Raw genomic sequence first — 24442 nt, 5'->3', positions numbered from 1 at the left:
AGGCCTATTGTTGGCCGAAGGAGCCGCCCGATGACCGTCAATGTTGCTGCGTGCTCTGCCGGTTCCCCCTATCGCAATGCTCGCCACGCCGCGCTGCTCGTCGGCGTGAGCGCGCTCGCTTTGTTCATGGTCTCGCCGGAAGCTCATGCCAGATCGCTCGGCGGCTGGACACCGGCGCCATCGGCAGCGGCGGTCGCGGCAGCACAGTCGGACTCGCAGGAGGCCGCGCGGGCGGCGCGCAATGCGCAGGACTCGTTGAAGCGCGCGACGCAGGCCATCCGGGCGATGCAGGCAACGCAGCAAGCGGCGCGTGACGCGGCGCGAGCGGCGCCGGGCAACAGCGGCATCCCAAATGGTCTGGGGGTCGGCGGCTTGCAGGCGGCTCCGCAGAATGTCCCCGCAAATCTTTGGCGGGGCGCGAACCTGCCGACCCAGTTCACGAACGGTGATCGCACCGAGGTCGAGATTCAGCAGACCCAGCAAAGAGCGATCTTGACCTGGGACACGTTTCACGTCGGCGGCAAGACCGATGTGAACTTCAAACAGGACGCCAGCAACTGGGTGGCGCTGAACCGCGTGCTCGGCACGGACGGACGGCCCAGCCAGATCCTTGGCGGCATCAATGCCAAGGGACAGGTCTACATCATCAACCAGAACGGCATCATTTTCGGTGGATCGTCGCAGATCAATGTCGGGGCGCTGATCGCCTCGACCGCGAAGATTTCTGACGACCGATTTATGAAGGGTATCTATTCGACGCAGACCGAATCGGCCTGGACTCCGAGCTTCACCGATGCGGCCGAGCTGCTGGGCCTGCGCGAAGGGGCCGGTAAGGTCGAGGTCAAAGCTGGCGCGGTGATCGCGACCCATGCTCCGGCGTCCGTTACCGATGGCGGCGGCTTCGCGCTTCTGATGGGCGGCGAGGTCGTTAATGCCGGCTCGATTTCGACGCCGCTCGGTCAGACGCAACTTGCCGCGGGCGACGACTTCATCCTGCGCCGCGGTGTCGGTACGGACGCCAACACGTTCTCGACCACGCGCGGAAACGAGATCGCGCCGATCATGCGCGCGGAAAGCCGTGCCGGCAATGTGACCAACAATGGCCTGATCTTCAGCCAGCAGGGCGACATCACGATCGCGGGCAAAACGATAGCGCAAAACGGGATTCTCATCTCGACCACCTCGGTCAACAACCGCGGCGCCATTCATCTTTTGAACTCAGCGACCGATACGTCAGGCCGCGTCATCCTCGGCGCCGACAGCGTCTCGACGATTGTTCCCGAGCTTGACAGCACCGAGACCGCGCTCAACAGTCAGCGCGATGCGCTGATTGCCGCATCCGCACCGCAAAACGCTGCGCGGTCGAGTGCGGCCTTCGGGGCGTTCGACAATCTGTCGAAGCTCGCCGACCGCATGGATCAGTCGCGCATCGAGATCGTCACCGGCGGCAATGCGATCTTCAAGCGCGGCTCGCTGACGATTGCGCAAGGCGGCCAGGTGGCAGTCTCCGCCGGCAAGCGCATCTTCGTCGAGGACGGCGCCACCCTCGACGTCTCCGGAGTGCGCGACGTGACGCTGGCAATGTCGGCCAACAACCTCAAGGTCAATATCCAGGGCAATGAACTGCGGGACTCGCCGCTCAACCGCGATAGCGATTATCTGAAAAACGCAAACGTATGGGTCGATATTAGAAACCTGATCTTCGTGCCCAAGGGCGCTGGCGGCTATGACAGCGACCGCTATTACACCCCTGGTGGGCTGATCGAGGTTGGTGGTTATCTCGCCAACACCGCGCACAGAATAGGCGAATGGAGCGCGCTTGGCGGCGCCATCACGCTGTCCGCTCCTGAAGTCGTCGCGCAGCAAGGTTCGATCTTCGACATCTCCGGCGGTTCGGTGCGTTACGACGGTGGCAACATCATCACCACGAATTTGCTCGGAGCCGACGGTCGTATCTACAACATCAACAATGCGCGCGCCGACATGAGGTTCTACGGCCTTGGCCAGGGCTGGATCCGCAAGCACGAGCGCTGGGGCGTCACCGAGGTGTGGAACAGCCCGCTTGGACGCGGCCGCGAGAGCGTGCGCTGGGAGGATGGCTACACCGTCGGCCGCGATGCCGGCAACCTCGTCCTCTCGACACCCACATCGATCTTCGAAGCGGATATCATCGCCGATGTCGTCAAGGGCGCGCGCCAGACCAGTGCGCGCGTCGCGGGCCTCTCCGACGGCTACAGGCAGGTGCAGAACGCCGCGCCGCTGCAGGGCGCGCTCGGGCTCGGCCGCTATGACGCGACGCCAAGCCAGGTTGCCGCCTACGGCTCGGACGTCCGCTTCAGCAATGTCGCGGCCATCAGCGCCGGCCTGTCCGCCACCGACCTCCTGCCGTCGGTCCGCACCAACACCGCCTGGTTCGATGCTGGCCATCTCAACGAACAGGGTCTCGGCGGCCTCACGATCGCCACCAGGGGCTCCATCGCGGTCGATGCGACGCTGACGCTGGCCAATGGCGGCCAGGTCAAGCTGGTCGCGCCGACCGTCGACATCAATGCCGGCATCGTCGCCCGCAGCGGCAGCGTCACCGTCCAGACAGATATCCTGGGCATGGTCGCAATCCTGGCCACGATGCCGGGCGTGACGCTGCGCACCGGCGCGATCATCGACGTGCGCGGACTCTGGACCAACGGTCTCACCGATCCGAACGAACTCTCCGGTCTCGCCTATGTCGATGGCGGCAGCGTCACCTTCGATTCCACCCGGAACGTCACGCTCGCGAGCGGCGGCGCCATCGACGTCTCGTCCGGCGCCGCCATCCTGTCGACCGGGAAAACGCGCGGCGGCAAGGGCGGCGACGTTACGCTCTTGGCCGATCAAGGGAATGTTCGGTCTGGCGGCCGGCTGACCCTTGACGGCGAGATCGCCGGGTTCGGCGTCTCAGGCGGCGGCAAGCTCAGGATCGAATCCGGCCGGGTGATCGCGATCGGAAGCAAGGCTCAGCAAAGCGACGGCGATGCGGGCCTCGTGCTGAATCTCGATGCGTCGCTGTTCCGCAGCGGCTTCGCCAGCTACAGCGTCAACGGCCACAAGGGCCTGGCGGTCGCCGATGGTGCGACGATCGACGTCACCATGCCGGTCTATCGTTACACCGCAGGCGCGTTCGCCGTGGCCACGGGAAGCGATCCGTCTGCGGGCCTCGAGCTTTGGACGCCGCCGCTGTATCTGGAGGATTCCGCCAAAGGCCGGCTGACCCAGCGCGGCGGGGCCAGCCTGTCGCTCTCCGCTGGCGTCCTATCGTCGGATCCGGCGGCGGTCGGTCTGGTCGTCGGCAAGGGCGCGGCACTCACCGTCGATCCCGGGCAGTCGATCGATATCTCCGGCGTCGGGCAGGTGACCGTCGACGGCACGCTGAACGCCTGGGGCGGTTCGATCCGCATCGGCGGCGGTGGCGGCATTTCTGACAGCAATTCGATCTGGATCGGCGAGACCGCCGTGCTCGATGTCGCAGGCCGCGCCTTCAGCGCCGTCGATGTGCGGGGCCGACGCTATGGCGCGGTGCTGGACGGCGGCAACATCACCATCGGCGGAACGGTCGATCTGTCGTCGGGGCAGCCGGGCGGTCCCCTGGCGTTCGTCGTCGTGCGCGACGGAGCGCTGCTCGACGCATCGGGCGCCGCGACGACGTTGGATCTGTTGAACGGCGGTCCGACCGAGGTGGCCAGCCGTGGCGGCGCGATCTCCTTCGCATCCTCCGACGGCTTGGATCTCCGCGGAACCTGGCGGGCTGCAGCCGGCGGCGCGGGTGCTGCCGGCGGCACGTTGACGGTCAGTCTGGGCACTCCGGAATATCGGGATGTGAACGCCAGTGGGTACCGCTCGCGCGATCTCATCGTGACCCAGACGGCGCCGATCAGCGCGCTGGCGGCCGACGCCACGCCGGCTTCGGCCAACGGCAGCCTGGTTTTTGGAAAGGCCGCGATCGGCGTCGACCAGATCGAGGCCGGCGGCTTCGGCAATCTCAATTTGCTCAGCTACGGCATCATCGCCTTCGATGGCGACGTGTCGCTGGCGATGCGCCAGAGCCTGCAGTTGTTCTCGACGTCGCTGGCGCTGGCGGAAACCTCAAAGGCCGACGCCCGCGTGACCCTCTCCGCGCCCTATATGCGCCTCTTGGGCGTGCCTGATATCCGGTCGGACGGCGGCGGCCATCTACCGGTCATCAATGGCGGCGCCCCATCGGCACGGCAGAGCGCCGCGCGGTTCAGCGCGACGTCGGGATTGCTGGATGTCCAGCGCTCCGTCACGTTCGGCGTCAGCGGCGCGGGACCGAGTTTCACGCTCGACCGGCGCGGGTTCGCGGATGTCGAGTTGCAGAGCAGCGGGGATATCCGCTTCCTGCACAGCGGTGGCCTGAATGCGACCGTGCTCCAGACCCGTGGCGATCTCGTCCTTGCCGCGCAGCAAATCTATCCCGCGACCGGCGCAAGCGCCATCGTCCGGGCCGGTTGGCTGGGAGGCGTCGGCGGAAATCGTTTTTATGATCCCGCCTACAGCCTCACCATTCGCGGCGCCGGCCAGGCGCCGGTGGCCCAACCCTATTCGGCGTTCGGAACCCTCTCGCTCGGGGCTTCCACGATCAACCAGCGCGGCGTGGTTCGCGCACCGCTCGGGACGATCGGCCTGGGCAATGAATCCGGAGCAAACACGATCAATCTCCTGCCCGGCAGCATCACCTCGACCAGCTCGAAGGGGCTGATCATGCCCTATGGCGGCACGGTCGATGGCATCGATTGGTACTATGCGGACAAGAAGATCGCGCTGGAAGGCGCTGTGTCCGCGACGCGCGGCGTCTCGCTCTTCGGCGTCAAGGTCGATGTCCAGAGTGGCGCGCTGATCGACTTGTCGGGCGGCGGCGATCTGACCGGGGCGGGCTTCGTCAGCGGCCGTGGCGGCTCGATCGATGTGCTGCGCAATCCGCTGATCAAGGCCAATCCGGTCTATGGGATCAGCACGTCCGGCAACGCCGTCTATGCCATCGTGCCGAACCAGGCGTCCGGCTATGCGCCGGTCGGTCCGGACGCCGGCGCCGGCAATCCGTTGGTCGGCCAGCAGATCACGCTCGACGGCAGCGTGCCCGGCCTGCCGGCCGGCACCTACACGCTGATGCCATCGACCTATGCGCTGTTGCCGGGCGCCTTCCGAGTCGAGATCGCGGCGACGCCAGAGTCGCGCGGTCTGACCGGCCGGGCGGCGATGGCCGATGGCTCTTACGTCGCCGCCGCGCGGCTCGGCGTCGCCAACACCAACATCCGCGACAGTCTTGCGCGGCAGGTGATCCTGACTCCGGCCAGGGTGACGCGAACCTATTCGCTCTACAACGAGACGAACTACGCCAGGTTTGCGCTGGCGGATGCGGCGCGTCTCGGCGTGCCACGCGCGATGTTGCCGCTCGACGGCCAGAATCTCTATCTCAACCTCGTATCCGGCGCGGGTGCGAACGCCTTCCGGTTCCACGGCGCGGTGGATTTCAGCGCCGGACAAGGCGGCTATACGGGTTCGGCGAGCCTGCTTGGAAACAATACAGGCAGCGGGATCGAGATCCTGGCGGCGGGCGCTGCGGCAACCGAGGGCTTCACGGGCGTCTCGGTCTACGCCGACGACCTGAACGCGCTGTCCGCGCGCCGGCTGACCATCGGCGCCAAGCCGACCGTCACCTATGGCCAGAAGGGCAACTACGTCGAGTTCCTGAACACCGACCAGTCATTCAGCATCACGCTGCGCGAGGGCGCGATGCTGCGGGCGGCGGAGGTTTTCCTGGTCACGGGCTGGAAGCGATTTACTGGTGAAGTCGGCGCGATCACGATCGAGGCCGGCGCCGGCATCAACACATTGGGCATGGGGGACACCCCGTTCGATTCGACGAACGGCTTCATCTACACGCCATCGTCCAACGGCCATGGTGGCTCGATGCTCGCCGTGTCCAATGGCCGGTTGGACATATTGCCGGCGGGTTCCTCCATCACATCGCAAGGTGCGATCCTGATCGGCGCCTGCGGCGCGACCGGCAATTGCAATGCGCCGACCACGCTCTACTCCGAAGGCACGATCGGGTTCGCCACGACCAACCGTTTTGAACTGGGCGACAATGTGCGGTTCGGCGCCCGCAACCTCGCGCTCGGTGTCGGCGCGGTCAATGTCGGGACGCGCGAGGCGCTCGCCGCTGCTGCCGCGACGAACGTGCTGCCCTCGGGGCTCACGCTCAACCAGACGGTGCTCGACCGGTTGCTCAAGGGCGACACCTCGACCGGCGCTCCGGCGCTCGAAAGCCTGATCCTGACCGCGCGTGAGGCGGTCAACTTCTTCGGCACGGTGAAGCTCGACACCTATGACGCTTCGGGCAAGTCCCGCATCGCCAATCTGGTGTTCGGCACGCCCGCCATCTACGGGGCAGGTGGCTCCGGCGACGTCGCGACGATCCGCACCGAAAACCTGGTCTGGAGCGGCGGCACCGGCGGTCCGGGCGCGGTCATCACCGGCGGCGCCGGAACCGGCAGCGGCTCGCTCGTCATCGACGCCGAACGGATCACCTTCGGCTACGGCCCCAAGACTCAGGTCAGCGGCGTGGACGATGCTGGACGGCTGACGCTCGGCTTCGCCAGCGTCAATCTCAACGCCAGCGATCGGATCACCGCCAATCACAAGGGAAGTCTCGCGGTTTACCAGAGCCAGGGCGCCTATGTGACCGGTGCAGGCTACAGCTACAGCGGCGGCGCTCTCAACATCTCGACCCCGCTGCTGACCGGCGAGGCCGGCTCGATCAACCGCATCACGGTGGGGGGCGCGATCTCCGTCACCGCGCCATCCGGCGCGATGGCCGGGACCGTGCTCGGAGCGGAGGCGTTGGGCGCCGAACTCGCACTCGACGGCGCGAGCGTGTCGATTGCCACGGCGGTGACGCTGCCGAGCGGACGGCTGACGGTGAGCGCCACCGGCGACATCGTGCTTTCCGACGCGGCGCGGATCGACATGGCGGGCCGCGAGATCACGTTCTCCGACGTCAAGAAATACAGCTGGGGCGGCGAGGTCATTCTCGAGAGCCGCAACGGCGACATCCGCCAGGCGGCAGGTTCGACCATCGACATTTCGGCCAAATACAATCACGCTGGCCGGCTGACGGCGTCGGCGCTCGGCGCGGGCGCCGGGACGGTGGATCTGCAGGGTGCGATCCTCGGCGCGACCAGCGGCCAATACGTTGCCGGCGGCACGATCGTGCCTTATCGCGGTGGCTTCATCGACGTGCGCGCACAGCGGCTCGGCGGCAGCGGCACGCTCAGCGACCAATTCGCCGCGCTCAACGCGCGGCTCAATGCGGGCGAGGTGTTCGGCGGGCGCAGCTTCCAGCTCAAGCAAGGCGATCTCGTGATCGGCGACGGCCTGCGCGCGGGTGACGTCAACCTCTCGCTCGATGGCGGCCACCTCACCGTTACCGGGACGATCGACGCCAGCGGCGCGGAGGTCGGATCGATCCGGCTCGCGGCCAATGGCGGCTTGACGCTGACCGGCAGCGCGGTGCTCGATGCCCATGGCGAGCGGCTGCGCGTCGATAGTTATGGCAAGATCATCGACAGCCCGAACCGGGCCATCGTCCAACTCAGCTCCGGGAGTGGAGTGTTGACGCTCGCATCGGGCGTGCGGATCGATCTGCGGCACGGCGCCAAGGCAACCGTCGGCGCCGCGCCCGGTCAGTATGACGGCGTCCTGCGCGGTACGCTGGAATTGAACGCGCCGCGTCTCGGCGCCGACGACATCGCCATCGACGCTTCCGGTGCGCTGACCATTCAGGGCGCGCGCTCGATCGCGGTCAATGCGGTGCGGGTCTATTCCGGCGCCGAGGCGCCGGTCGGCACGGAGACCACGGCGAGCGGCCGGCCTTATCAATTCATCGATCAGGACTGGCTGAATCACCGCCACACCGAAAGCAGCGACTTCATCAACGCAGCGCTCGGCAATGCGACTTTGATGAACGGCAAGCTGGCGGGACTGAACAACGCCGCCTATCGCGACGCCTTCCACCTGCGGCCGCTGGTCGAGGTGCGGACCGAGGGCGATCTGGTGGTCAAGGGCGACCTCGACCTGTCGGGCCATCGTTATGACGGGGTCAATCCGAACTTCCCGCACACGTCGGTCTATGGATCGGGCGAGGTCGGCGTGCTCACTCTGCGCGCCGGCGGCAATCTCGACATCTATGGCAGCATCAACGACGGATTTGCGCCGCCGCCCGCCACACCGGACGACGACGGCTGGATCCTGCGGCCCGGTGCGGTGCCGTTCGGCGGCGACGTGACCGTGCCCAACGGCAGTGTGACGCTCGCCGACGGCACCATCTTTGCACCCGGCCGCACGCTCAATTACGATCTGCCGGTCAAGGCGCTGACCGTGCCGACGGGCACGCGACTGCCGGCCGCGGCGGTGCTGAACGGCGCCGTCCTCCTGCCGGCCAACACCATTCTGGCCGGCGACGTGTACGCGGCGGACGGCAGCCTGCTCTACGCCGCGGGCGCACGTCTCGCGCAGGCCGTCACGCTCCCGGCCGGTACACGGCTCGGTGCGGGTTTCGTCGTGCCTGCCGACCTGTCGCTGAAGGCGATGGTCTGGCCCAAGGGTGTCGCACTGCCATACGCCGTGACGCTCGACGGCGACCTGACGCTGCCGATGGGCGGCCTGATCCCGTCGCAAACCGTAGTCAAGCTGCCCAACGGCGCACTTTCCGTTCGATTGCGGCCCGCCGACGCGAACGGCCGTCAGGGCGCCAACTGGGCGGTGGCCAGCATGTTGCCGGCCGGCTCGCAAAGCTGGTCGATGCGCCTGGTGGCCGGTGCGGATCTCGGCGCCGCCGATAGCCGCATGCTGCGGCCGCGCGACGCGACCGGCAATCTGACGCTGGCCGATACCCATTTCTCGGTGTTCGACAAGTACCAGAAGACCATCACTCCGGGCACGCCGGCGCGACCCGGCGGCGCATGGTATTGGAGCGACCAGGGAGCGGCTGATTGGGGTACGCAAGCCGGAACCCGAATTCCGGATGATTATGGTCCTGACTCTATGTGCGCCGACGGTCCCTACGAATGCGTCCACTACAATTATACCGTCACTGCGCTGGCCGTCGCAGATTTGGGTCTCGATACTGACTGGGCGTCATGGGGGCTCTCAGGTCCGCTGAAAGCGGGCGATCCTGTGCCCGCCTTTTTTGAATCTACCCTCCTCGGCTCTCCAGGTTACCTCGTCTCGCTCGGTGAGCCGATCCCGGCCACCCCGGACAAGGTGGTCATCGGCGATCTCCTCGGCTATATTCCGTTCAATCCGATCTTCAGCGTGGTTCGCACCGGCACCGGCGATCTCGACCTCGTTGCCGGCGGCAATCTGGCCCAGCGTTCGCCCTATGGCGTCTATACCGCGGGAACACAGTCGCAGGGCGTTGGCGCGGCGTTCGATCAGCCACGGGCACTGATCCGCGATGGCAAGGTGCTGGGCAAGGAGGGCGCGGACTATGAAAGCCTCGTCAGTGGCGATGGCCGGCTTTCGCATGCCTGGTATCCGACGGGAGGCGGCAATCTGTTGTTGCGCGCCGGCGGCAATCTCACTGGCGATCTCTGGACAGGAATTGGCATTTCGGAAGAAACGCGCGGTGGTTCGAAGCCGAACGCGGATCCCACCAGCTGGCTGTGGCGCCAGGGCCGTGCGCCGGGCAGCGACGCGGGCGCGGCCTGGTGGATCAACTTCGGCAGCTATGTCAGAAGCGATGACTATCCGACCTTTGAATACGACAGGCTTCCCTATCTGGTGGGGTTCACTGGCTTTGGCACGCTCGGCGGCGGCGATCTGAAGGTCGATGTCGGCGGCAACGCTGGCGCCATCGACAGGATCGTCGAGGACAACCCGCGTCCTTTCCGCAGCCAGGGACTGGTGCTCGCGGTCGGATCGACCGGCCGGGTCAACGCCCAGGGCGATCTGGTGTTGACGGGTGGCGGCGATCTCGATGTGCGTATCGGCGGCAGCCTCAATCCCAACCTGCTGGCGACCGCCACCGATCTCGATCCCTCTGGATCGGCACAGCTTCTGAATGGCCTGATCGCCAATTTGCGCGGCAACAGCTCTGTCAGCGCAGCGAGCATCGGGAATATCCGTTTGCAATACGGAGTCAGCGCAACCAGAGAGGTGCGCCCCTACGATCCCTACACGGTGACGCAGGCCGGCATGTTCGGCGGGCCGACCCTGCTGCCGGGCGATGCGACCTTTGCCCTGACCTCGCGCGCCGACCTGGTGGTCGGCGGCGTCATCGATGCCACCCGCCGCGAGACCATCGATACGGATCCGAACACGCCCTCAGTCTGGTTCAGCCTGTGGAGCGATCGGACGGCGATCGATCTGTTCGCCGCCGGCGGCAATCTGACGCCGGGCAATGCAAAGATGCCGCTCAACAGATTCGGTATCAACGATGTGTCTTACCCGTCGATCCTGCGCGCCGTCGCGCCGTCCGGCAGCATCTTTGCGGCCCCGTATAATGCCGGGACGCTGCTCCTCGCGCCGTCGCCGAACGGCCAGCTCGAATGGCTGGCGGGCCAGTCGATCTATGGCGGCGTCGTGTCCCGATCCAGCGCCGATCCGGCAATACTCACGACGCCGTTCCGGCCCGCGACGCTGGCGAGCCTCGATCCGCAGGCGTTCAGGGACGGTAATAATCTGTTCGCCTTCGGGGCGAATACCGCCTCGGGTCAATATGCTCTCGATCCCGCGCGCTTCTATGCGCTGGGCGGCGACATCGTCGGCCTGATGACCGGCGAGTTGCAGACCGGTTTCTATGGCGAGCTCGCGGGGAAGACCTTTTACAGCGCGGGCGGCGCGGTCTGGATGAAGGCCGGGCGCGACATCGTCAACAGCGGCCACAATCTCGGCGAGTCTGGAGTCGCTGTCACTGGTTCCAGCAACACGGGCCAGACGAAGAGCAACCTGATTGTTCATACCGCCGAATCCGATGTATCGATCATCTCGGCCGGCCGCGACATCATCTATTCCAGCTTCAACATCGCAGGTCCCGGCACGCTGGAGATCAGCGCCGGGCGCAACATCCGGATGGAGGACCGCGCCAGCGTCACCTCGCTCGGCGCCTACAGTCCCGGCGACAGCCGCCCCGGCGCCAGCATCCTCCTGCAGGCCGGCGTCGGCGCTTCGGGGCCGGACTATGCGAAGCTCGCGGCGCTCTATCTCGATCCCGCCAATCTCGCGGTGACAGGCGTGCCGCTCGCCGACCAGAACGGCAAGGTCGCCAGAACTTACGAGAAGGAGTTGGCGGACTGGCTGAAGGAACGTCACGGTTTTGCTGGCGCGGTCGAGCAGGCTCTGGCCTATTTCAACACCCTGAAGCCGGAGCAGCGGGGCGTCTTCCTGCGAACGGTCTATTTCGCAGAGCTGCGGGAAGGCGGCCGCGAGTACAACGACCCGAACAGCAGTCGCTTCCACAACTACATCCGCGGCCGTGAGGCGATCGCCACGCTGTTCCCGGAGGGCGAAGCGGAGACGCGCAGCGGCGACATCATCATGTTCGGCGGCGCTGGCGTGAAGACGCTGTTCGGCGGCGATATCCAGATGCTGACGCCGGGCGGCAAGCAGGTGATCGGCGTCGAGGGCGCGGCGCCGCCGCCTCCGACCGCCGGCATCGTCACCCAGGGCTCGGGCAACATCCAGATGTATTCCAAGGGCTCGATCCTGCTCGGGCTGTCGCGCATCATGACGACGTTTGGCGGTGACATCCTCGCCTGGTCCGCGGAAGGCGATATCAACGCCGGACGCGGCGCCAAGACCACCATTGTCTATACGCCGCCGAAGCGCGTCTACGACGACTACGGCAATGTCAAGCTGTCGCCGCAGGCGCCCTCATCGGGCGCCGGCATCGCGACCTTGAACCCGATCCCCGAGGTGAAGGCCGGCGACATCGACCTGATCGCGCCGCTCGGCAAGGTGGATGCGGGTGAGGCCGGCATCCGCGTCTCCGGCGACATCAACATCGCCGCCATGCAGATCCTCAACGCCGCCAACATCCAGGCGCAGGGCAAGTCCACGGGCATTCCAACCGTGCAGGCGCCGAACATCAGCGCCGGCCTGACAGCGTCGAACGCGACCGCGGCGACGCAGCAGACGGCGCTGCCGAAACAGGGCAGCGGCAACGACCGGCCTTCAGTCATCATCGTTGAAGTGCTGGGCTACGGGGGTGGGACTGGAGAAGAGCAGCCTGACAGCGAACAGCGGCGCAGCCGCGGCAGACAAAGCAGCACTAACTACGACCCGAACAACGTGGTCCGTCTTCTTGGTAACGGCGCCTTCACCGCTGAGGACACCAAGCCCTTGACGACAGCGGAGCGCGACACGCTCGCCAATCAGATCGTCAATCCTAACCGCGGTGAGGCTGCCCCATGAAGGGACCCGTTTGGGAGCCCGTGTCATTGAGGTTGCCGTCGCGGCCTCAATTGAACCGCGCCGGGTTTTCCGGAGGCCGTTTTGGTCAAATCAGGCCGCGATGGCGGTCTGATTTCGTGAGGCGTAATAGCGCGCCTCGGCCTCGGCTGGCGGGATGTTTCCGATCGGCTCCAGCAGCCGGCGGTGATTGAACCAGTCGACCCATTCGAGCGGCGCGAACTCGACGGCTTCAAGACGCCGCCAAGGGCCGCGTCGATGAATGACCTCGGCCTTGTAAAACCCGTTGATGGTTTCGGCGAGTGCATTGTCGTAGGAATCGCCGACGCTGCCCACCGACGGCTCGATGCCGGCCTCGGCCAGCCGTTCCGTGTATTTTATCGACAGGTATTGGCTGCCGCGATCGCTGTGGTGGACGAGGCCGCCGCCATGAGTTGGTCGGCGTTCGTGCAGGGCCTGCTCAAGCGCGTCGAGCACGAAGGTCGCATGGGCCGTCCGGCTTGCCCGCCAGCCGACAATCCGGCGGGCGTAGGTGTCGATGACGAAGGCGACATAGACCATGCCGCCCCAGGTCGAGACATAGGTGAAGTCGAACACCCAGAGCCTGTTGGGCGCGGGCGCCTTGAACTGCCGGTTGACCCGGTCCAGCGGGCACGGCGCCGCCTTGTCTTGAATCGTCGTGCGCACAAGCTTGCCGAGGATGACGCCATGCAGACCCATGGCGCGCATAAGCCGCGCCACGGTGCAGCGGGCGACCGCCACGCCTTCACGGTTCAATTGCAGCCAAACTTTCCGCACGCCATAGACCTCGAAGTTTTCGGAGAACACCCGCCGGATCGCCACCTTCAGAGCCAGGTCGCATCGGGCTCGTTGGGAAAGCTTTGTGGGATCAATGCGCTTGGCGAGATGGGCGTGATAAGTTGAAGGGGCGATCGGCAAGACCTTGCAGATCGGCTCGACCCCATGGGCTTGCCGATGATCGTCGATGAAAGCGATCATCACTTCGGTCGGCGGTCGATCTCCGCCAGCACAAAATACGCCGAGGCCTTGCGCAGGATCTCGTTGGCCTGCCGAAGTTCGCGGTTCTCGCGCTCAAGCGACTTCAGCTTCTCGGCGACCTCGGTCGGAACGCCGACCCGCTTGCCGCTTTCGACTTCCGCCTTGCCGACCCATTCCCGCAGGGGGTGCGGCGAGCAGCCGATCTTGGCGGCAATCGATGACATCGCCGCCCAGCGCGAGGCGTGGTCGCCCTCGTGTTCCAAAACCATCCGAACCGCGCGGGCGCGAACCTCAGGTGAAAATCTATTGGTCGTATTGCTCATGAAGGCTCCATCCTACTTGGGAGTTGGAGCCTCCGGCAAACCCGGCGCGGTTCACTCCGCCAACGAATGGCGCCTGCTCACGTTGGAAGTTTCGTGGTGGGCTCCAGGAAGAGTCATACTTCTACCGCCACCCCGGCAGAGCCGCGGGATCTCCCTGATTTTTAGCTTTGGAACATTGGCGCTGCTTCGCAGTTGTCCTGATGTAGCTGCACGGCGATGAGGCCAAAGGCTCAAGAAAATAGCTGGCGCTAACATTCTGTCGGATCAGGAAAATCCCCCGAAGCGTTTCGTACACGCGCTTGCGCGCGAAAGCGGTCGCATATCCGAATTATGGAGAAATGATAATACCATGTCGAAGAAGATCATGATCGCCGTTATGGCGATGAGCTTGTCGCTCGCGAGCGGCGCCGCCTATGCTGGCAATCTCGTTGATGGGGCGCTCGGCGCCGGCGCCGGCGCGCTTGTGGGTGGACCCGTTGGCGCCGTCGCTGGCGGCGCCATTGGCTATACAGCGGGACCCGCCATTGATTGCGGCATCCATGGCGGCTGCCGCCACCGCCGCCATCATGGTCACTATCGGCGCCATCGCTGAGCGAACGGGTGGCGTGCGTCAATAATTTCGAACCTGAACTCGTCATGACTGACTTAACGCCGCCCCGGGGCAAACTCCGCAATTTTCACCCGCAGCTTGAGTGAGTCGGGCGTCGAGGGCCACTTGCATTTGATGCGGGACCTTTTTTTCAGGGCTCCGAGCCAAAAGCTCGGCGCCCTTTGCTCGTATTGGGGCGATTTTGTCATTCGTCACGCTGTTGCGCCTTGTCGGGACTGATCGCGGATCCTTTGATGGATCGAGGTCAATTTTCGCCCCGATGTTCGAGGCGAGCGGGGGAATCGCTTCGGGCCGACGACGAAGATTTTGGCCAGCGCGGGGAGGAGCCTTTGCCTCTCCAACGCGCTGTCTCGACGGCTGAAATTGGAGAAATACGTGTTTTCCTATAGCGCGCAACGCCCGACGGGCAACAACCTTCTTGACTATCTAGTCAAGGCTGATCGCGACAGTCTCGGCGTCAAGCTTGAAGGCTGGCAGGCGCGCACGGGGCAGATCATTTACGAGCCCGGCTCGAATGTCGATCACGCCTATTTTCCCATCGGCTCGACCATGGCGTCCTTTCGCATCGCCTTCGACGACGGATCCGAAATCGAAACCGGACTGATCGGCCGCGAGGGCGCGTTGGGCGGCATTGTCAGCCACGGGCATTTGCCCGCTTTCGCCCGCAGCGTGGCGCAAGTGGGTGGAGACTTCGCGCGCATTTCCCTGGTCGAACTGGAAAAGATCAAGGAGAGCAACAAGCGGGTGCGTGAATTGTTCAACCGCTATGCGGATTGCATGCTGGCGCAGATTTTCCAGACCACCGCCTGCAACGCCGCGCATAGCGTCGAGCAACGCGCGGCCAAGTGGCTGCTCGCCGCCGCCAATCGCACGGGATCCAGCGACTTGACTCTGACACAGGATCAATTGGCGGGGCTGCTAGGCGTTGGCCGCACCTATGTCAGCCGCGTCATCGGCAAGCTGCGCCGCCAGGGCGTAATCTCCAACGGGCGCACGCGGATTCGCATCGACGACATGACCGGGTTGCAAAGCTCGTCCTGCGCCTGCAACGCCTGCGTCGAACGTCATTTCGACGAGGTTTTGCGCGGGGTCTATCCCGAGGGGCCGGCGCGCGAGGACAAGACGATTGAAACGCTTTAGGCCGACGCATTTTCAATCGTTGTGGGGACGGCTTGGACCGTCGGCTGCGGTGCGGCCGCCGCCATCATGTCGCCAGCGGCGCCGGCGCGGGGCAGGTGCAAGGAAATGCGCGCGCCCATGCCTGACGCGCTGTTGATTTCGATCATGCCACGGCAGGCCTTGGCCAGTTCAAAGGCTGAGTGTACGCCAAGGCCCGTGCCCTTGCCCTTCGCCTTCGTGGTGAAAAAAGGTTCTCCAAGCCGCGCCAGAACCTCTGGAGTAATGCCTGGGCCATTGTCTGTCACGGCGATTTCGACATAATCGCCGGCAGGCAAGCCGCGCAGCCGCTCCACCGAAGGGCGGTTGCGCGCGGAGACTTCCACGCGTCCCTCGCCGTCCAGCGCGTCGCGCGCATTGCCCAGCAGATTGAAAATGACCGATTGCAATTCGCCCGGCGAGACCAGAATGGGCCAGAGTCCGTCCTCGCAGTTGAGCTCCAGCTGCACGCCATGGCCGATGAAATGGCGCATCAAATCGGCGTCGCCTTTGATCGCCATGGCCACCTCGAGCACTTCCGGTTCGCTCGGCCCGGTGCGAGAAAAATCGAGCAATTGCCGCACCAGACGCGCGCCTTTGCTCACCGCCTGGTCAACGGGATTGAGAATGTCCAAAGTTCTCTCGTCCGCGGCCACGCGCCGGATCAGCCGCGCCGCGCCGGACATGGAGGACAGGACATTGTTGATGTCATGGACGACGGAGCCGACAAACTGGCCGAGCAGGCGCAGCTTTTCGGCGTGACCGATTTGCGCCCGGACGGCTTGCAATCGCAGGCTTTCGGACTCAAGGCGCGCGACCATCGGCGGCGGCGCTTCTTCCTTGTCCTTTATCGTATCGCGCGGGCTTTTTTCAGACATTTGGGCGTGGGTCGCGTCACGCAAGGCGGCGAAAATCCACACCACCTCGCCTCGCGCGTTGAAGATCGGCAGCACTGTGACGTCCCACCAGCGCGCATCGCCTTTGGCGGTCGGGCAAAAGGCCGAAAAGGACGAAGCAAGACCGTTGCGCGCACGATGCAAGGCGTCGAGAAACGTCGGCTGTGTTTCTTCCGGCCAGAAGATCGTCGAGGGCTGATCGCGAACGGTCGAAAAGTCTTCGATTTCCATCAGCTTCAGCCCGCAGGGGTTCATCTCCAGCAGGCGCCCGTCGGCGTCCATGAGCTTGAGACAATCCGTTGACACGGTCAGCAAGGCGCGGACCAAATTCGCGCTGGTTTGGTGGCAGTCGTCAGTCATGTTGTTTCGTCGCACATTCCGAATTGTTCGCCCCGGCGCCAATCGAATGGATTGTGTCCGCGAGCATCAACAAAAGGCAAAACTGAAATGAGTTCTTTATTCAGTTTAAGGACTGTCGTGGATGCATTTCAGATCCCAGGGATTCAACGAGGGCGAAAATATCTTTCGGATCAAAGGGTTTCTGCACGATGGCGCTGGACGTGAACTCAAGCGCCGCCTCTTCATTGCCTGGAGATCCCGTTAAGAACGCAAAGGGTATGTCGCGCCGCTGCAACTCGCGCGCGAGCGGCAGTGACGATTCGCCAGCGAGATCGAAGTCCAGCATGGCGAAATCTGGTGTGGCGCGCTTCAGCAGAGCCAAGGCCTCTTCCAGCGCCCTGCACGGACCAAGCACGCACAGGCCGCGTTCCCTCAGAAGCAATTCCAGATCGGCTGCGATCAGGATTTCATCTTCAACGACCAGAATGGACAACTCAGCGGAATTCTCGATCATACGATCTGTTCCCTGCGCTTCGAAGGAGAATTTGAGGCAAGATCACGCTAGTCAGTTTTCGACGCTGCGTCCGTTCAAAAGTGCACACAAGCGCGCCGGCCATTGAAATATTCTTCATTCCGCGCCGCGCTGCGCTACACGAACCTGTCGCGGCGAATTTATCGCGGCAAGCTGGAACCGAACGGGTCAAGCGCCATTGTCTTATTGAAAGCGCATACCGCAGGAGCTGCCGTCAAGTTCAAAAAATAGCAGTGGAAACAGGCTCTTCCGGATATCGCATTCACATCGTCCGGCTCGTGCGGGGCCGAGGCGCAAGCTCTTTGAAAATGAGATACGCATGTCGATTGGAACCATTCTTCTCGTTATCCTCATCCTGATGCTGGTTGGCGTTCTGCCGAACTGGGGCCATAGCGCCAATTGGGGTTACGCGCCCAGCGGCAGCCTCGGCCTGATCGTTTTGATCGTCGTGGTTCTGCTGCTCATGGGGCGGATTTAAGCCTTCCATTCGGGCGCGATCCGGCTTCCGCGCCTGTCGAAAAGGGGACGCGCAAGCGTCCCCTTCTTTTATCGCGTTCACAAAAAAAAAGCGGCCCGAAGGCCGCTTTCGACAAGCTCGCGCCTGCATCACCACTGGCGATGGTGAGGCCCCCGGGCACGGCGATGGCGTCCGTCCCAGCCACGATGATGCGGGGGCGCTTTGCGCCAGTGGGACGGCCGCCTCTCGTCGCGCGCGACGGCGCCCGCCGGCTTGGCGACGTCCGGCGCGCTCTCGACCATCGGTCTTTGCGGGGCGGGATCGGCGGAAGCCGGCGAAAGGGAGAGTCCGAACTGCGCGGTCGCGGCAAGCAGACCCGCGCAGAGGAAATGAGAAAACTTCATGAAATCATCCACGAATCTATGGAGTTGAAAGGCGACGCGCCACCGCGCTCGCCAAGAAAGCCAGCGCCGCGGACCTGGGGCCGCGGCGCCGGGCAGGCGCCGGTCAGGCGTTGTCGACGACCTTTTTCACCGCGTCCTTGGCCTTGCCGGCGGCCTTCTGGAGTTCGCCCTTGGCTTCCTGCGCCACGCCTTCGGCTTGAAGCCCCTTGTCATCCACAGCCTTGCCGAGAGCTTGCTTGCCCTTGCCGGCGATTTCATTGGCGACGCCGGCGATCTTGTCAGTGGTGCTGGACATGGTTTTCATCCTTCGATCTTGGGGTTCGGTTGGTGTTGCAAAAAATCAGGACTTCTTCAGGAACAGATAGTCCGGGGCGGATTTGAGCCCGTCCTTGGTGACGTCGGCCGTGATCTTCTTCACCGAATTGTCGGTGTCGTAAGAAATGGTCAGCGCTTTGAAGTTGAGGGCGACGTCCTTTTTGGCGACGCCGAGGAAGCCGCCAACGCCGATCACCGCGCCTTCGATCTTGCCGTCCTTGTTCATGACCAGATATTGAATGTCGCCGACCTTTTCATCGCGGGGCGAATAGACGGTCGCGCCGACGATCGTGCTCGCGAGAACGTCACTCGCGCCCTGGCTAGTCAGCACATTGGTTTCGCCCGCCGTTAGCTTCGGCTCAGCGAAGACGGCGGTCGAAAGGGCAGCGACCGACAATAGCGCGCAAGCGCCAAGGATAGCCTTGGTGTTCATCATGATCTCCTTGAGGGGGAGCGCCGATCGTCTTTGCGCTTGCCGTGAAGCTTGAAGATCGCCGTTCCTTTCAAAACAACGCAGGCGTCATTATGTTGTTCCCCGTGGGCGCGTTTTTTACTTTGCGCCGCCCTGCGCTCTATTCGCGATGGCGCCCTGCGCGCCAGCGTTAGCGACAAAATTCGACCGCGGCAGCGTCAGCGTCCATGTCAGGCCATTTTCATGAAAGTGCATGGCGCTGCGGCCCTTGGTGGCGCGGGGCAGCAGACCATGGACATAGGTCTTGCCGAAGCCGATGGTTTGCGCTGGCGCGGAGGGACGGCCCGTTTCCTCCCAGACCATTTTGACGCCAAGGTCTGGATCGTCTTCGGACGTCGCCCAGCAAATTCTTACGCCGCCGCCGGGCGCGAGCAATCCGCCATGTTCAATGGCGTTGCTTTGCATTTCATAAAGGGCCAGGGCGAGGTTTTGCGCGCATTCCGGGGCCAGGTCGGGGCCGTCACCCTCCAGCGTGAGCAAGTTCAAGGTTTCCGGGCTGACCGCCTTCCAGACGCCCCAGACCAGCCTTCGTATCGCCACGCCACGCCACTCGGAGTCCACCAGCAGCTCATGGGCGACGGCAAGGGCGCGAATGCGGCCGTTGAAACGCGCGACAAAGGTGGAAACATCCTTGGAGGAGCGACCGGATTGGCGCGCGATGCCCATGATGACCGCGAGCAAATTCTTGGTGCGGTGGGTGACTTCGCGCAGCAGTCCTCGCAACTCGTCCTGCTGGCGACGATAGGATGTCGTTTCGATCGACGTGACGAGAACGCCGATGACGGCGCCATCGCGCAAGACGGGCTCGATATTTTCATGAAAATGGCGGGTGACGCCCCCGATCGCGATGCTGAATTCCAGACTGTCAGGCGTCTCGTTCGCCATGACGCCGCGCTTGGCGCTCCCAAGCGGGGCGTCGACATGTTCCGGTAGAACATCCTTCTGAAACCGGCCGAGCAAGTCCGCGGCCGCCATGCCCTTGGGCGCATTGTGCACCCAGATGTAACGGAGATCGCGGTCCTGCTGGACCATGGAGATCTCGGAGTTGCGCAAAGCCAGTTTGAAACGTTGATTGGCTTCATCCAGCGCCAGTGTGCGTTCGCGCACAGCGCGCTCCAATTCGGCCTGGGTCGCGGCGAGTCGCGCAACCTCCGCCGCTCGCAGTTCGGCCGCGCCGCTCAGGGCCTTGTTCGCTTCCATCAATTCGCCGGGCGAGGGTTCGGCGAGCAGGGCCGGCAGCCCACTCCAGACAACGAGCGACGCGGTCAATGCGAAAAACAAGGTCGCCAAACTCCCGTAGCCGAGCCATTCTTCATCGGGAAAATAGAGGGCGGCCGTATCGGTGAAACGTGAGGCGCTGAAAGCAAACAGGCCGGCGATGGCGATGATGGCGACCTGCCGGGATTGGCCCGCCAATCCGCGACGCCGCAAGACGTAAGAGAGAAAGGCCAGGGCTGCGGAGAGGCAAGCCAAACCTATCGCAATGTCCGAAACGAACCGCATCGCCCCGACTTTCTAACGAAACAATTCCAACGCGCATGATCGCCGCCAGCCCATGGCTGTCTTGCGCGGCATCATGTCGTCAGGCAACGGGCGGGATTGCGCAGTGGTCCCGGATCGCGGGGTGGGCTTGTCTGGCGCCAAATCCGAATGATCCATTCGGATTTGGCATTCCGTCTCATGAAGCGCTGACGGCCTCCGTCTCGGCCTTTGCGTCGAAGAACAGGGCCTGGCTGATCACCGCGCGCACCATGTCTTCCTCGAACGGCTTGGCGATCAGGAAAGTCGGCTCCGGACGCGCGCCGGTTAACAGGCTTTCCGGATAGGCGGTGATGAAGATCACGGGAACCTCGAAGGATTCGAGAATGTCATGCACAGCCGCCAGGCCGGAACTGCCATCGGCCAGACGAATATCGGCAAGCACCAGCCCAGGCCTCAGACGGCGGGCCATTTCCACCGCCTCGCCCCGGGTTCGAGCGTTGCCGAGGCATTCATGGCCGAGATCCTTGACCAGAGTCTCAAGATCCATAGCGATGATTGGCTCGTCCTCAATGATCAGCACAGAAGTCGCGACCTGCGCGCTGATCTCACGGCCTGCGGTTTCCAACAGTTTGGAGAAATGCGCCAGATCCATGCCGAGCGCTTTAGCGGCCTGGTCGGCCGAAAAACCTTCCACCGCCGTCAGCAGGAATGCCTGCCGCGGCAGGGGCGTGATCTGTTCGAGGCGGCGCTCGGCCCCTGAACTTGAAAGCGCGTCAGCCCGTCCAATTATCGGCATGGCGTTCCAGATACGCGAAAAAGCCTTGTAAACCGCCGTGCGCGCGTCAAGCCTGGAATCGAAAAGCGTGGGATCTTCGATCAGGGCTTCGAGCATGGCGACCACATAGGCGTCGCCGCTGGACTGGCTGCCGCTCATGGCGCGGGCATAGCGGCGCAGAAAGGGAAGTTGCGGGGCGACAAGCGCCGAAAGCGTCATGACAAGAATTCTCCAGCGCGATAAGCCATTCCTCAAGACGAGGACGTCTCAAGGGTAACTTGGCGGGGGCGGTCGAGTTCCCAAGAAAAATGTTTTTTGGAACATAGTGATGACGCCGGCGTTGCCTCCACAAGAGGGCTATGCTGGACAGCCCGCCTTCCTTCTTGCCCTCCACCAGTAATCCTGGTTCCGCTCGGCGGAACAGGGGGGGGGCCGCTAGCGCCGCGCGAGGCGGCGCCGACGCCATCGGTTCGTTTCAAGGGCCGCTGCCAATCTCGCAACCGCATGAAAGACTGGCGAAAAATATGGAAAGAACGCAGGAGCCCGCCGCTCAAAAGCCGCCGCTCGAAGAAAAACTGCAATTGCACCTGGGCGACAAGCTGAAGATGCTTTTTGCCGAAACGGCGCGCAGTCCCATGCCGGATCGTTTCGCCAGCTTGCTCGACCAATTGGAAAGCGTCGGCCTCAAGGGCGTTCAACCGCGCAACGGGCCGAAGCATGATGGCGCCGATGACTCCAGCGAGGCGTGCAAATGACTCCGACGGCGGAATTCAAAACGGCTTTGCTCGCCCAGGTGGCGCAATTGCGCTTTTTCGCGCTGTCGCTCACCAATATGCCCGATCGCGCCGACGATCTGGTGCAGGAGACCTTGATCAAGGCCTGGGCGGCGTCGAATCGTTTCCAAGAAGGAACCTCGATCCGGGCCTGGTTGTTCACCATCATGCGCAACACCTTCTATTCCGATTATCGCAAGGCGCGGCGCGAGGTTCAGGATACGGATGGCGAAGAAGCCGCCAAGCTGATGAGCTACCCTGAGCAGGGTGGTTGCCTTGATCTCCAAGATCTGAAAATCGCGCTTGCGCAACTTTCCGAAGACCACCGCGAGGCCATTCTGCTGGTGGGCGCCTCGGGCGTCTCCTATGAGGAGGCCGCCGCCATTTGCGATTGCGCCGTCGGCACCATCAAGAGCCGCGTCAATCGCGCCCGCCAAAAATTGATGGAACTGATGGGCATTGACGCGCCCGAAGAGATCGGCGGCGAATTCCTCGCGGCAGGCGATCCCTTGCGCGTCGCCATGGCCCAGACGGGCTGACAAATGATCGGCCATCAGTTTGAACAAGGCGTCGGGGCCGGCATTGGTTCTCTGAACGCCGAAAAGAGTCAAGCCGATTGGAGGCGGGATCATATGGCAAAATGGCGAGAGCCAATGTCGGACAATTTCAAGGCGGAACAGGAACAATTTGCGGCGACGATCAACGACGCCGTGAAAGCCATCAAGGCCTCGCTCGAAGACGTTTCCAAGGCAGCGGCGGACAACAGCGGCTTCAGCGGTGAAAAAGGCGGGCGCCGATGCCGCCAGCCAGTTCACGGATCGGTCTGGGGGCGCCCAGGATTATGTCGGGCGCGGCGCTCTCAATCTGGCCAAATCCGTTTCTGAAAACCCGCTCGCCGCTTTGGCCATTGTCGCCGGCGCCGGATATCTGCTCGGCCGCGCCTCGCGCGGAGGGCGCGGATGAGCCCGACCTCGCCGTCATCATCGGCTGAATTGCATGTGGCGCAAAGCATGGTTTTGTGCGTGGCCTGTGGTCTGGCCTCCGCGATGTTCGCGGCGACCGGCCTGATCTTCTGCGCAATCTCGGCCTATCTCAGCCTGTCGCCCCATCTGGAGCCGCATTGGGCGGCATTCGTTCTGGCGGCCCTGCTCGGTCTCATCGGCCGGATCATCGTCTGGAATTCGGTTCAACGTTTGACGGCCTGGGTGAAATCAAGCGCGCCGATCGCTCTGGCTCCCCATATTCTCGGCTTTGCCGTCCGTCACGCCAAGCTTATCGGCCTCGTCTCGGCGGCTGGCGCGGCGTTTTTCGCCGCACGCTCGAAAAGAGCAAGCTGACGGACTCGTTCCGTCATGCTATGAGCGCTGAACCTGTTGGACGAAACTCAATATCGTCAAAAGAAAAAGTCACGCCGATGGATGTGCCGCGCGCAACATCGTGCTTCGTGATGTCGCCGCGCAAATTCAGAGCCATCGCCTTGAGAATTTTCGATCCCAGCCCCGTCCCCTTCGCCCGGGCCGCTTCGTCATAGCCGGCGCCGTCGTCTTCCACCCGCAATTCGGCGCGCGCCGAATCCACCTGTCGCAGCAGCACGCGGACTTCTCCCGCCGTTCTTGGCGGATAGGCGTATTTATAGGCGTTGGTGGCCAATTCGCCGACAATGACGCCAATCGGAATGGCCCTGTCGGTGGAAACGGTGATGGGGTCCGCCGCCAGATTGATGGCGACGGGATGATCCTGATCGCGCAATGTATCCTGCAATTCCTCGGTCAGGTATTTCAGATAATCGTCCAGCGCCACCATGCCGATCTTCCGATGCATGTAGAGCCGGCGATGGACGCCGGCGATGGCCATCAGGCGCGACTGCGTTTCCTGTAGCGCGTTGACCGCCGAGGGATCGGTCAGCGTGGAGGCCTGCATGCGCACCATGCCGACCACCAGGCTGAGACTGTTGGAAATTCGGTGACTGACCTCTTGCAACAGGGCCTCGGCGCGATCCCGCGCCTCGCGCACGACGCGCTCCTGCTCCTCGCGTTGTTTCTTGAGCCGCCAGCGCTCGTAAACCTGCTCGATGGCGGCGATCAGCAATTCGAAAAATTCCGGGCCGGCGTCCTTGATCACATATTCGTCAGCGCCGGCGCGCAGGGCGGCCACCGCCGTGCGCGCGTCGGAATCGCCGGTGACATAGACGACGGGCGCGCGCGATCCGCGCGGCCCGAGGCGCGCGAGAACATCAAATCCGGTCTCGCCAATCAGCGAATGATCCAGCGAGATGACATCTATGCCGCCCTGAGCGATGCGCTCCAGCGCGCCATCGCCGCTCGCGGCTGTTTCCACCTCATGGCCGCGTCTGGTCAGCCCTTTCCGCACCAGAAAAGCGAAGGCGTCGTCGTCATCGACGAACAGGATTTTGAGACCGCTGCGGAATTCGGCGCCATAGGGCAT

Annotated in this window: 17 protein-coding genes and 1 other annotated feature; of the genes, 8 read left to right on the top strand and 9 right to left on the bottom strand. The window is 63.8% G+C overall.

Going from position 1 to position 24442, the window contains the following annotated elements; genetic code table 11:
* Window positions 1–30: 30 nt before the first annotated feature.
* The gene (locus CCR94_RS15880; protein ID WP_104508826.1) at window positions 31–12468 is read left to right on the top strand and encodes a filamentous haemagglutinin family protein; all 12438 of its coding nucleotides are present in this window, start codon (window positions 31–33) and stop codon (window positions 12466–12468) included.
* A 90-nt stretch (window positions 12469–12558) separates the two neighbouring features.
* Here CCR94_RS15880 and CCR94_RS15875 read toward each other — a convergent pair.
* Window positions 12559–13787 (bottom strand): IS3 family transposase gene (locus tag CCR94_RS15875; RefSeq protein WP_104508825.1). Its coding sequence is split into 2 segments (ribosomal slippage): window positions 12559–13499 and window positions 13499–13787, totalling 1230 coding nucleotides; the frame shifts between segments, so codons are not numbered across the junction.
* Window positions 13390–13506: a sequence feature (AL1L pseudoknot), on the bottom strand. (Overlaps the previous gene by 117 nt.)
* Before the next feature lie 349 nt (window positions 13788–14136).
* Between CCR94_RS15875 and CCR94_RS15870 the strand changes: the two genes are divergently transcribed.
* Together CCR94_RS15870 and CCR94_RS15865 are read left to right on the top strand one after the other, a co-directional pair.
* Window positions 14137–14379 (top strand): hypothetical protein, encoded by a 243-nt coding sequence (locus CCR94_RS15870; RefSeq protein WP_104508824.1) that lies wholly within the window; start codon window positions 14137–14139, stop codon window positions 14377–14379.
* 393 nt (window positions 14380–14772) lie between these two features.
* The gene (locus tag CCR94_RS15865) at window positions 14773–15537 is read left to right on the top strand and encodes a Crp/Fnr family transcriptional regulator (protein ID WP_104508823.1); all 765 of its coding nucleotides are present in this window, start codon (window positions 14773–14775) and stop codon (window positions 15535–15537) included.
* Here the strand turns inward: CCR94_RS15865 and CCR94_RS15860 are convergent.
* On the bottom strand, window positions 15534–16808 hold the full coding sequence (locus tag CCR94_RS15860) for a PAS domain-containing sensor histidine kinase (protein ID WP_104508822.1): 1275 nt from the start codon (window positions 16806–16808) through the stop codon (window positions 15534–15536). The genes CCR94_RS15865 and CCR94_RS15860 overlap by 4 nt on opposite strands.
* A gap of 100 nt (window positions 16809–16908) precedes the next feature.
* A complete protein-coding gene (locus tag CCR94_RS15855; protein WP_104508821.1) occupies window positions 16909–17301 on the bottom strand; it encodes a response regulator in 393 nt (130 codons plus the stop codon).
* Window positions 17302–17638: 337 nt separating this feature from the next.
* Between CCR94_RS15855 and CCR94_RS15850 the strand changes: the two genes are divergently transcribed.
* Complete coding sequence (locus CCR94_RS15850) at window positions 17639–17797, top strand: DUF3309 family protein (protein WP_104508820.1); 159 nt, start codon at window positions 17639–17641, stop codon at window positions 17795–17797.
* A 128-nt stretch (window positions 17798–17925) separates the two neighbouring features.
* On the opposite strand, the gene CCR94_RS24620 is transcribed toward CCR94_RS15850, so the two are convergent.
* The 5 genes from CCR94_RS24620 to CCR94_RS15830 form a co-directional block, all read right to left on the bottom strand.
* On the bottom strand, window positions 17926–18180 hold the full coding sequence (locus tag CCR94_RS24620; RefSeq protein ID WP_146090039.1) for a hypothetical protein: 255 nt from the start codon (window positions 18178–18180) through the stop codon (window positions 17926–17928).
* A gap of 103 nt (window positions 18181–18283) precedes the next feature.
* On the bottom strand, window positions 18284–18475 hold the full coding sequence (locus tag CCR94_RS15845) for a CsbD family protein (protein ID WP_104508841.1): 192 nt from the start codon (window positions 18473–18475) through the stop codon (window positions 18284–18286).
* Window positions 18476–18520: 45 nt separating this feature from the next.
* Window positions 18521–18928 (bottom strand): PRC-barrel domain-containing protein, encoded by a 408-nt coding sequence (locus CCR94_RS15840; RefSeq protein WP_158254788.1) that lies wholly within the window; start codon window positions 18926–18928, stop codon window positions 18521–18523.
* Between the two features lie 117 nt (window positions 18929–19045).
* The gene (locus CCR94_RS15835; protein ID WP_158254787.1) at window positions 19046–20383 is read right to left on the bottom strand and encodes an HWE histidine kinase domain-containing protein; all 1338 of its coding nucleotides are present in this window, start codon (window positions 20381–20383) and stop codon (window positions 19046–19048) included.
* A 262-nt stretch (window positions 20384–20645) separates the two neighbouring features.
* Window positions 20646–21443, bottom strand: a complete 798-nt coding sequence (locus CCR94_RS15830; protein ID WP_104508817.1) for a response regulator — start codon at window positions 21441–21443, stop codon at window positions 20646–20648.
* A gap of 305 nt (window positions 21444–21748) precedes the next feature.
* Here CCR94_RS15830 and CCR94_RS15825 point away from each other — a divergent pair, with 305 nt between their 5' ends.
* From CCR94_RS15825 to CCR94_RS15810, 4 genes are all read left to right on the top strand, one after another.
* The gene (locus CCR94_RS15825; RefSeq protein ID WP_104508816.1) at window positions 21749–21979 is read left to right on the top strand and encodes a NepR family anti-sigma factor; all 231 of its coding nucleotides are present in this window, start codon (window positions 21749–21751) and stop codon (window positions 21977–21979) included.
* On the top strand, window positions 21976–22536 hold the full coding sequence (locus CCR94_RS15820) for a sigma-70 family RNA polymerase sigma factor (protein ID WP_104508815.1): 561 nt from the start codon (window positions 21976–21978) through the stop codon (window positions 22534–22536). Before CCR94_RS15825 ends, CCR94_RS15820 begins: the two co-directional genes overlap by 4 nt.
* Before the next feature lie 3 nt (window positions 22537–22539).
* Complete coding sequence (locus CCR94_RS24615; protein WP_146090038.1) at window positions 22540–22881, top strand: hypothetical protein; 342 nt, start codon at window positions 22540–22542, stop codon at window positions 22879–22881.
* Between the two features lie 75 nt (window positions 22882–22956).
* Window positions 22957–23334 carry a hypothetical protein gene (locus CCR94_RS15810; protein WP_146090037.1) on the top strand — a complete coding sequence of 126 codons (378 nt, stop codon included), beginning with the start codon at window positions 22957–22959 and terminating at the stop codon, window positions 23332–23334.
* 13 nt (window positions 23335–23347) lie between these two features.
* Here the strand turns inward: CCR94_RS15810 and CCR94_RS15805 are convergent, their stop codons facing one another.
* On the bottom strand, window positions 23348–24442 hold the full coding sequence (locus CCR94_RS15805) for a sensor histidine kinase (RefSeq protein ID WP_104508812.1): 1095 nt from the start codon (window positions 24440–24442) through the stop codon (window positions 23348–23350).

It is taken from the genome of Rhodoblastus sphagnicola (assembly GCF_002937075.1).
GTDB lineage: Bacteria > Pseudomonadota > Alphaproteobacteria > Rhizobiales > Beijerinckiaceae > Rhodoblastus > Rhodoblastus sphagnicola.
Note: the sequence above shows the minus strand (reverse complement) of the source record. Positions and strands in the feature narration are given on the sequence as shown.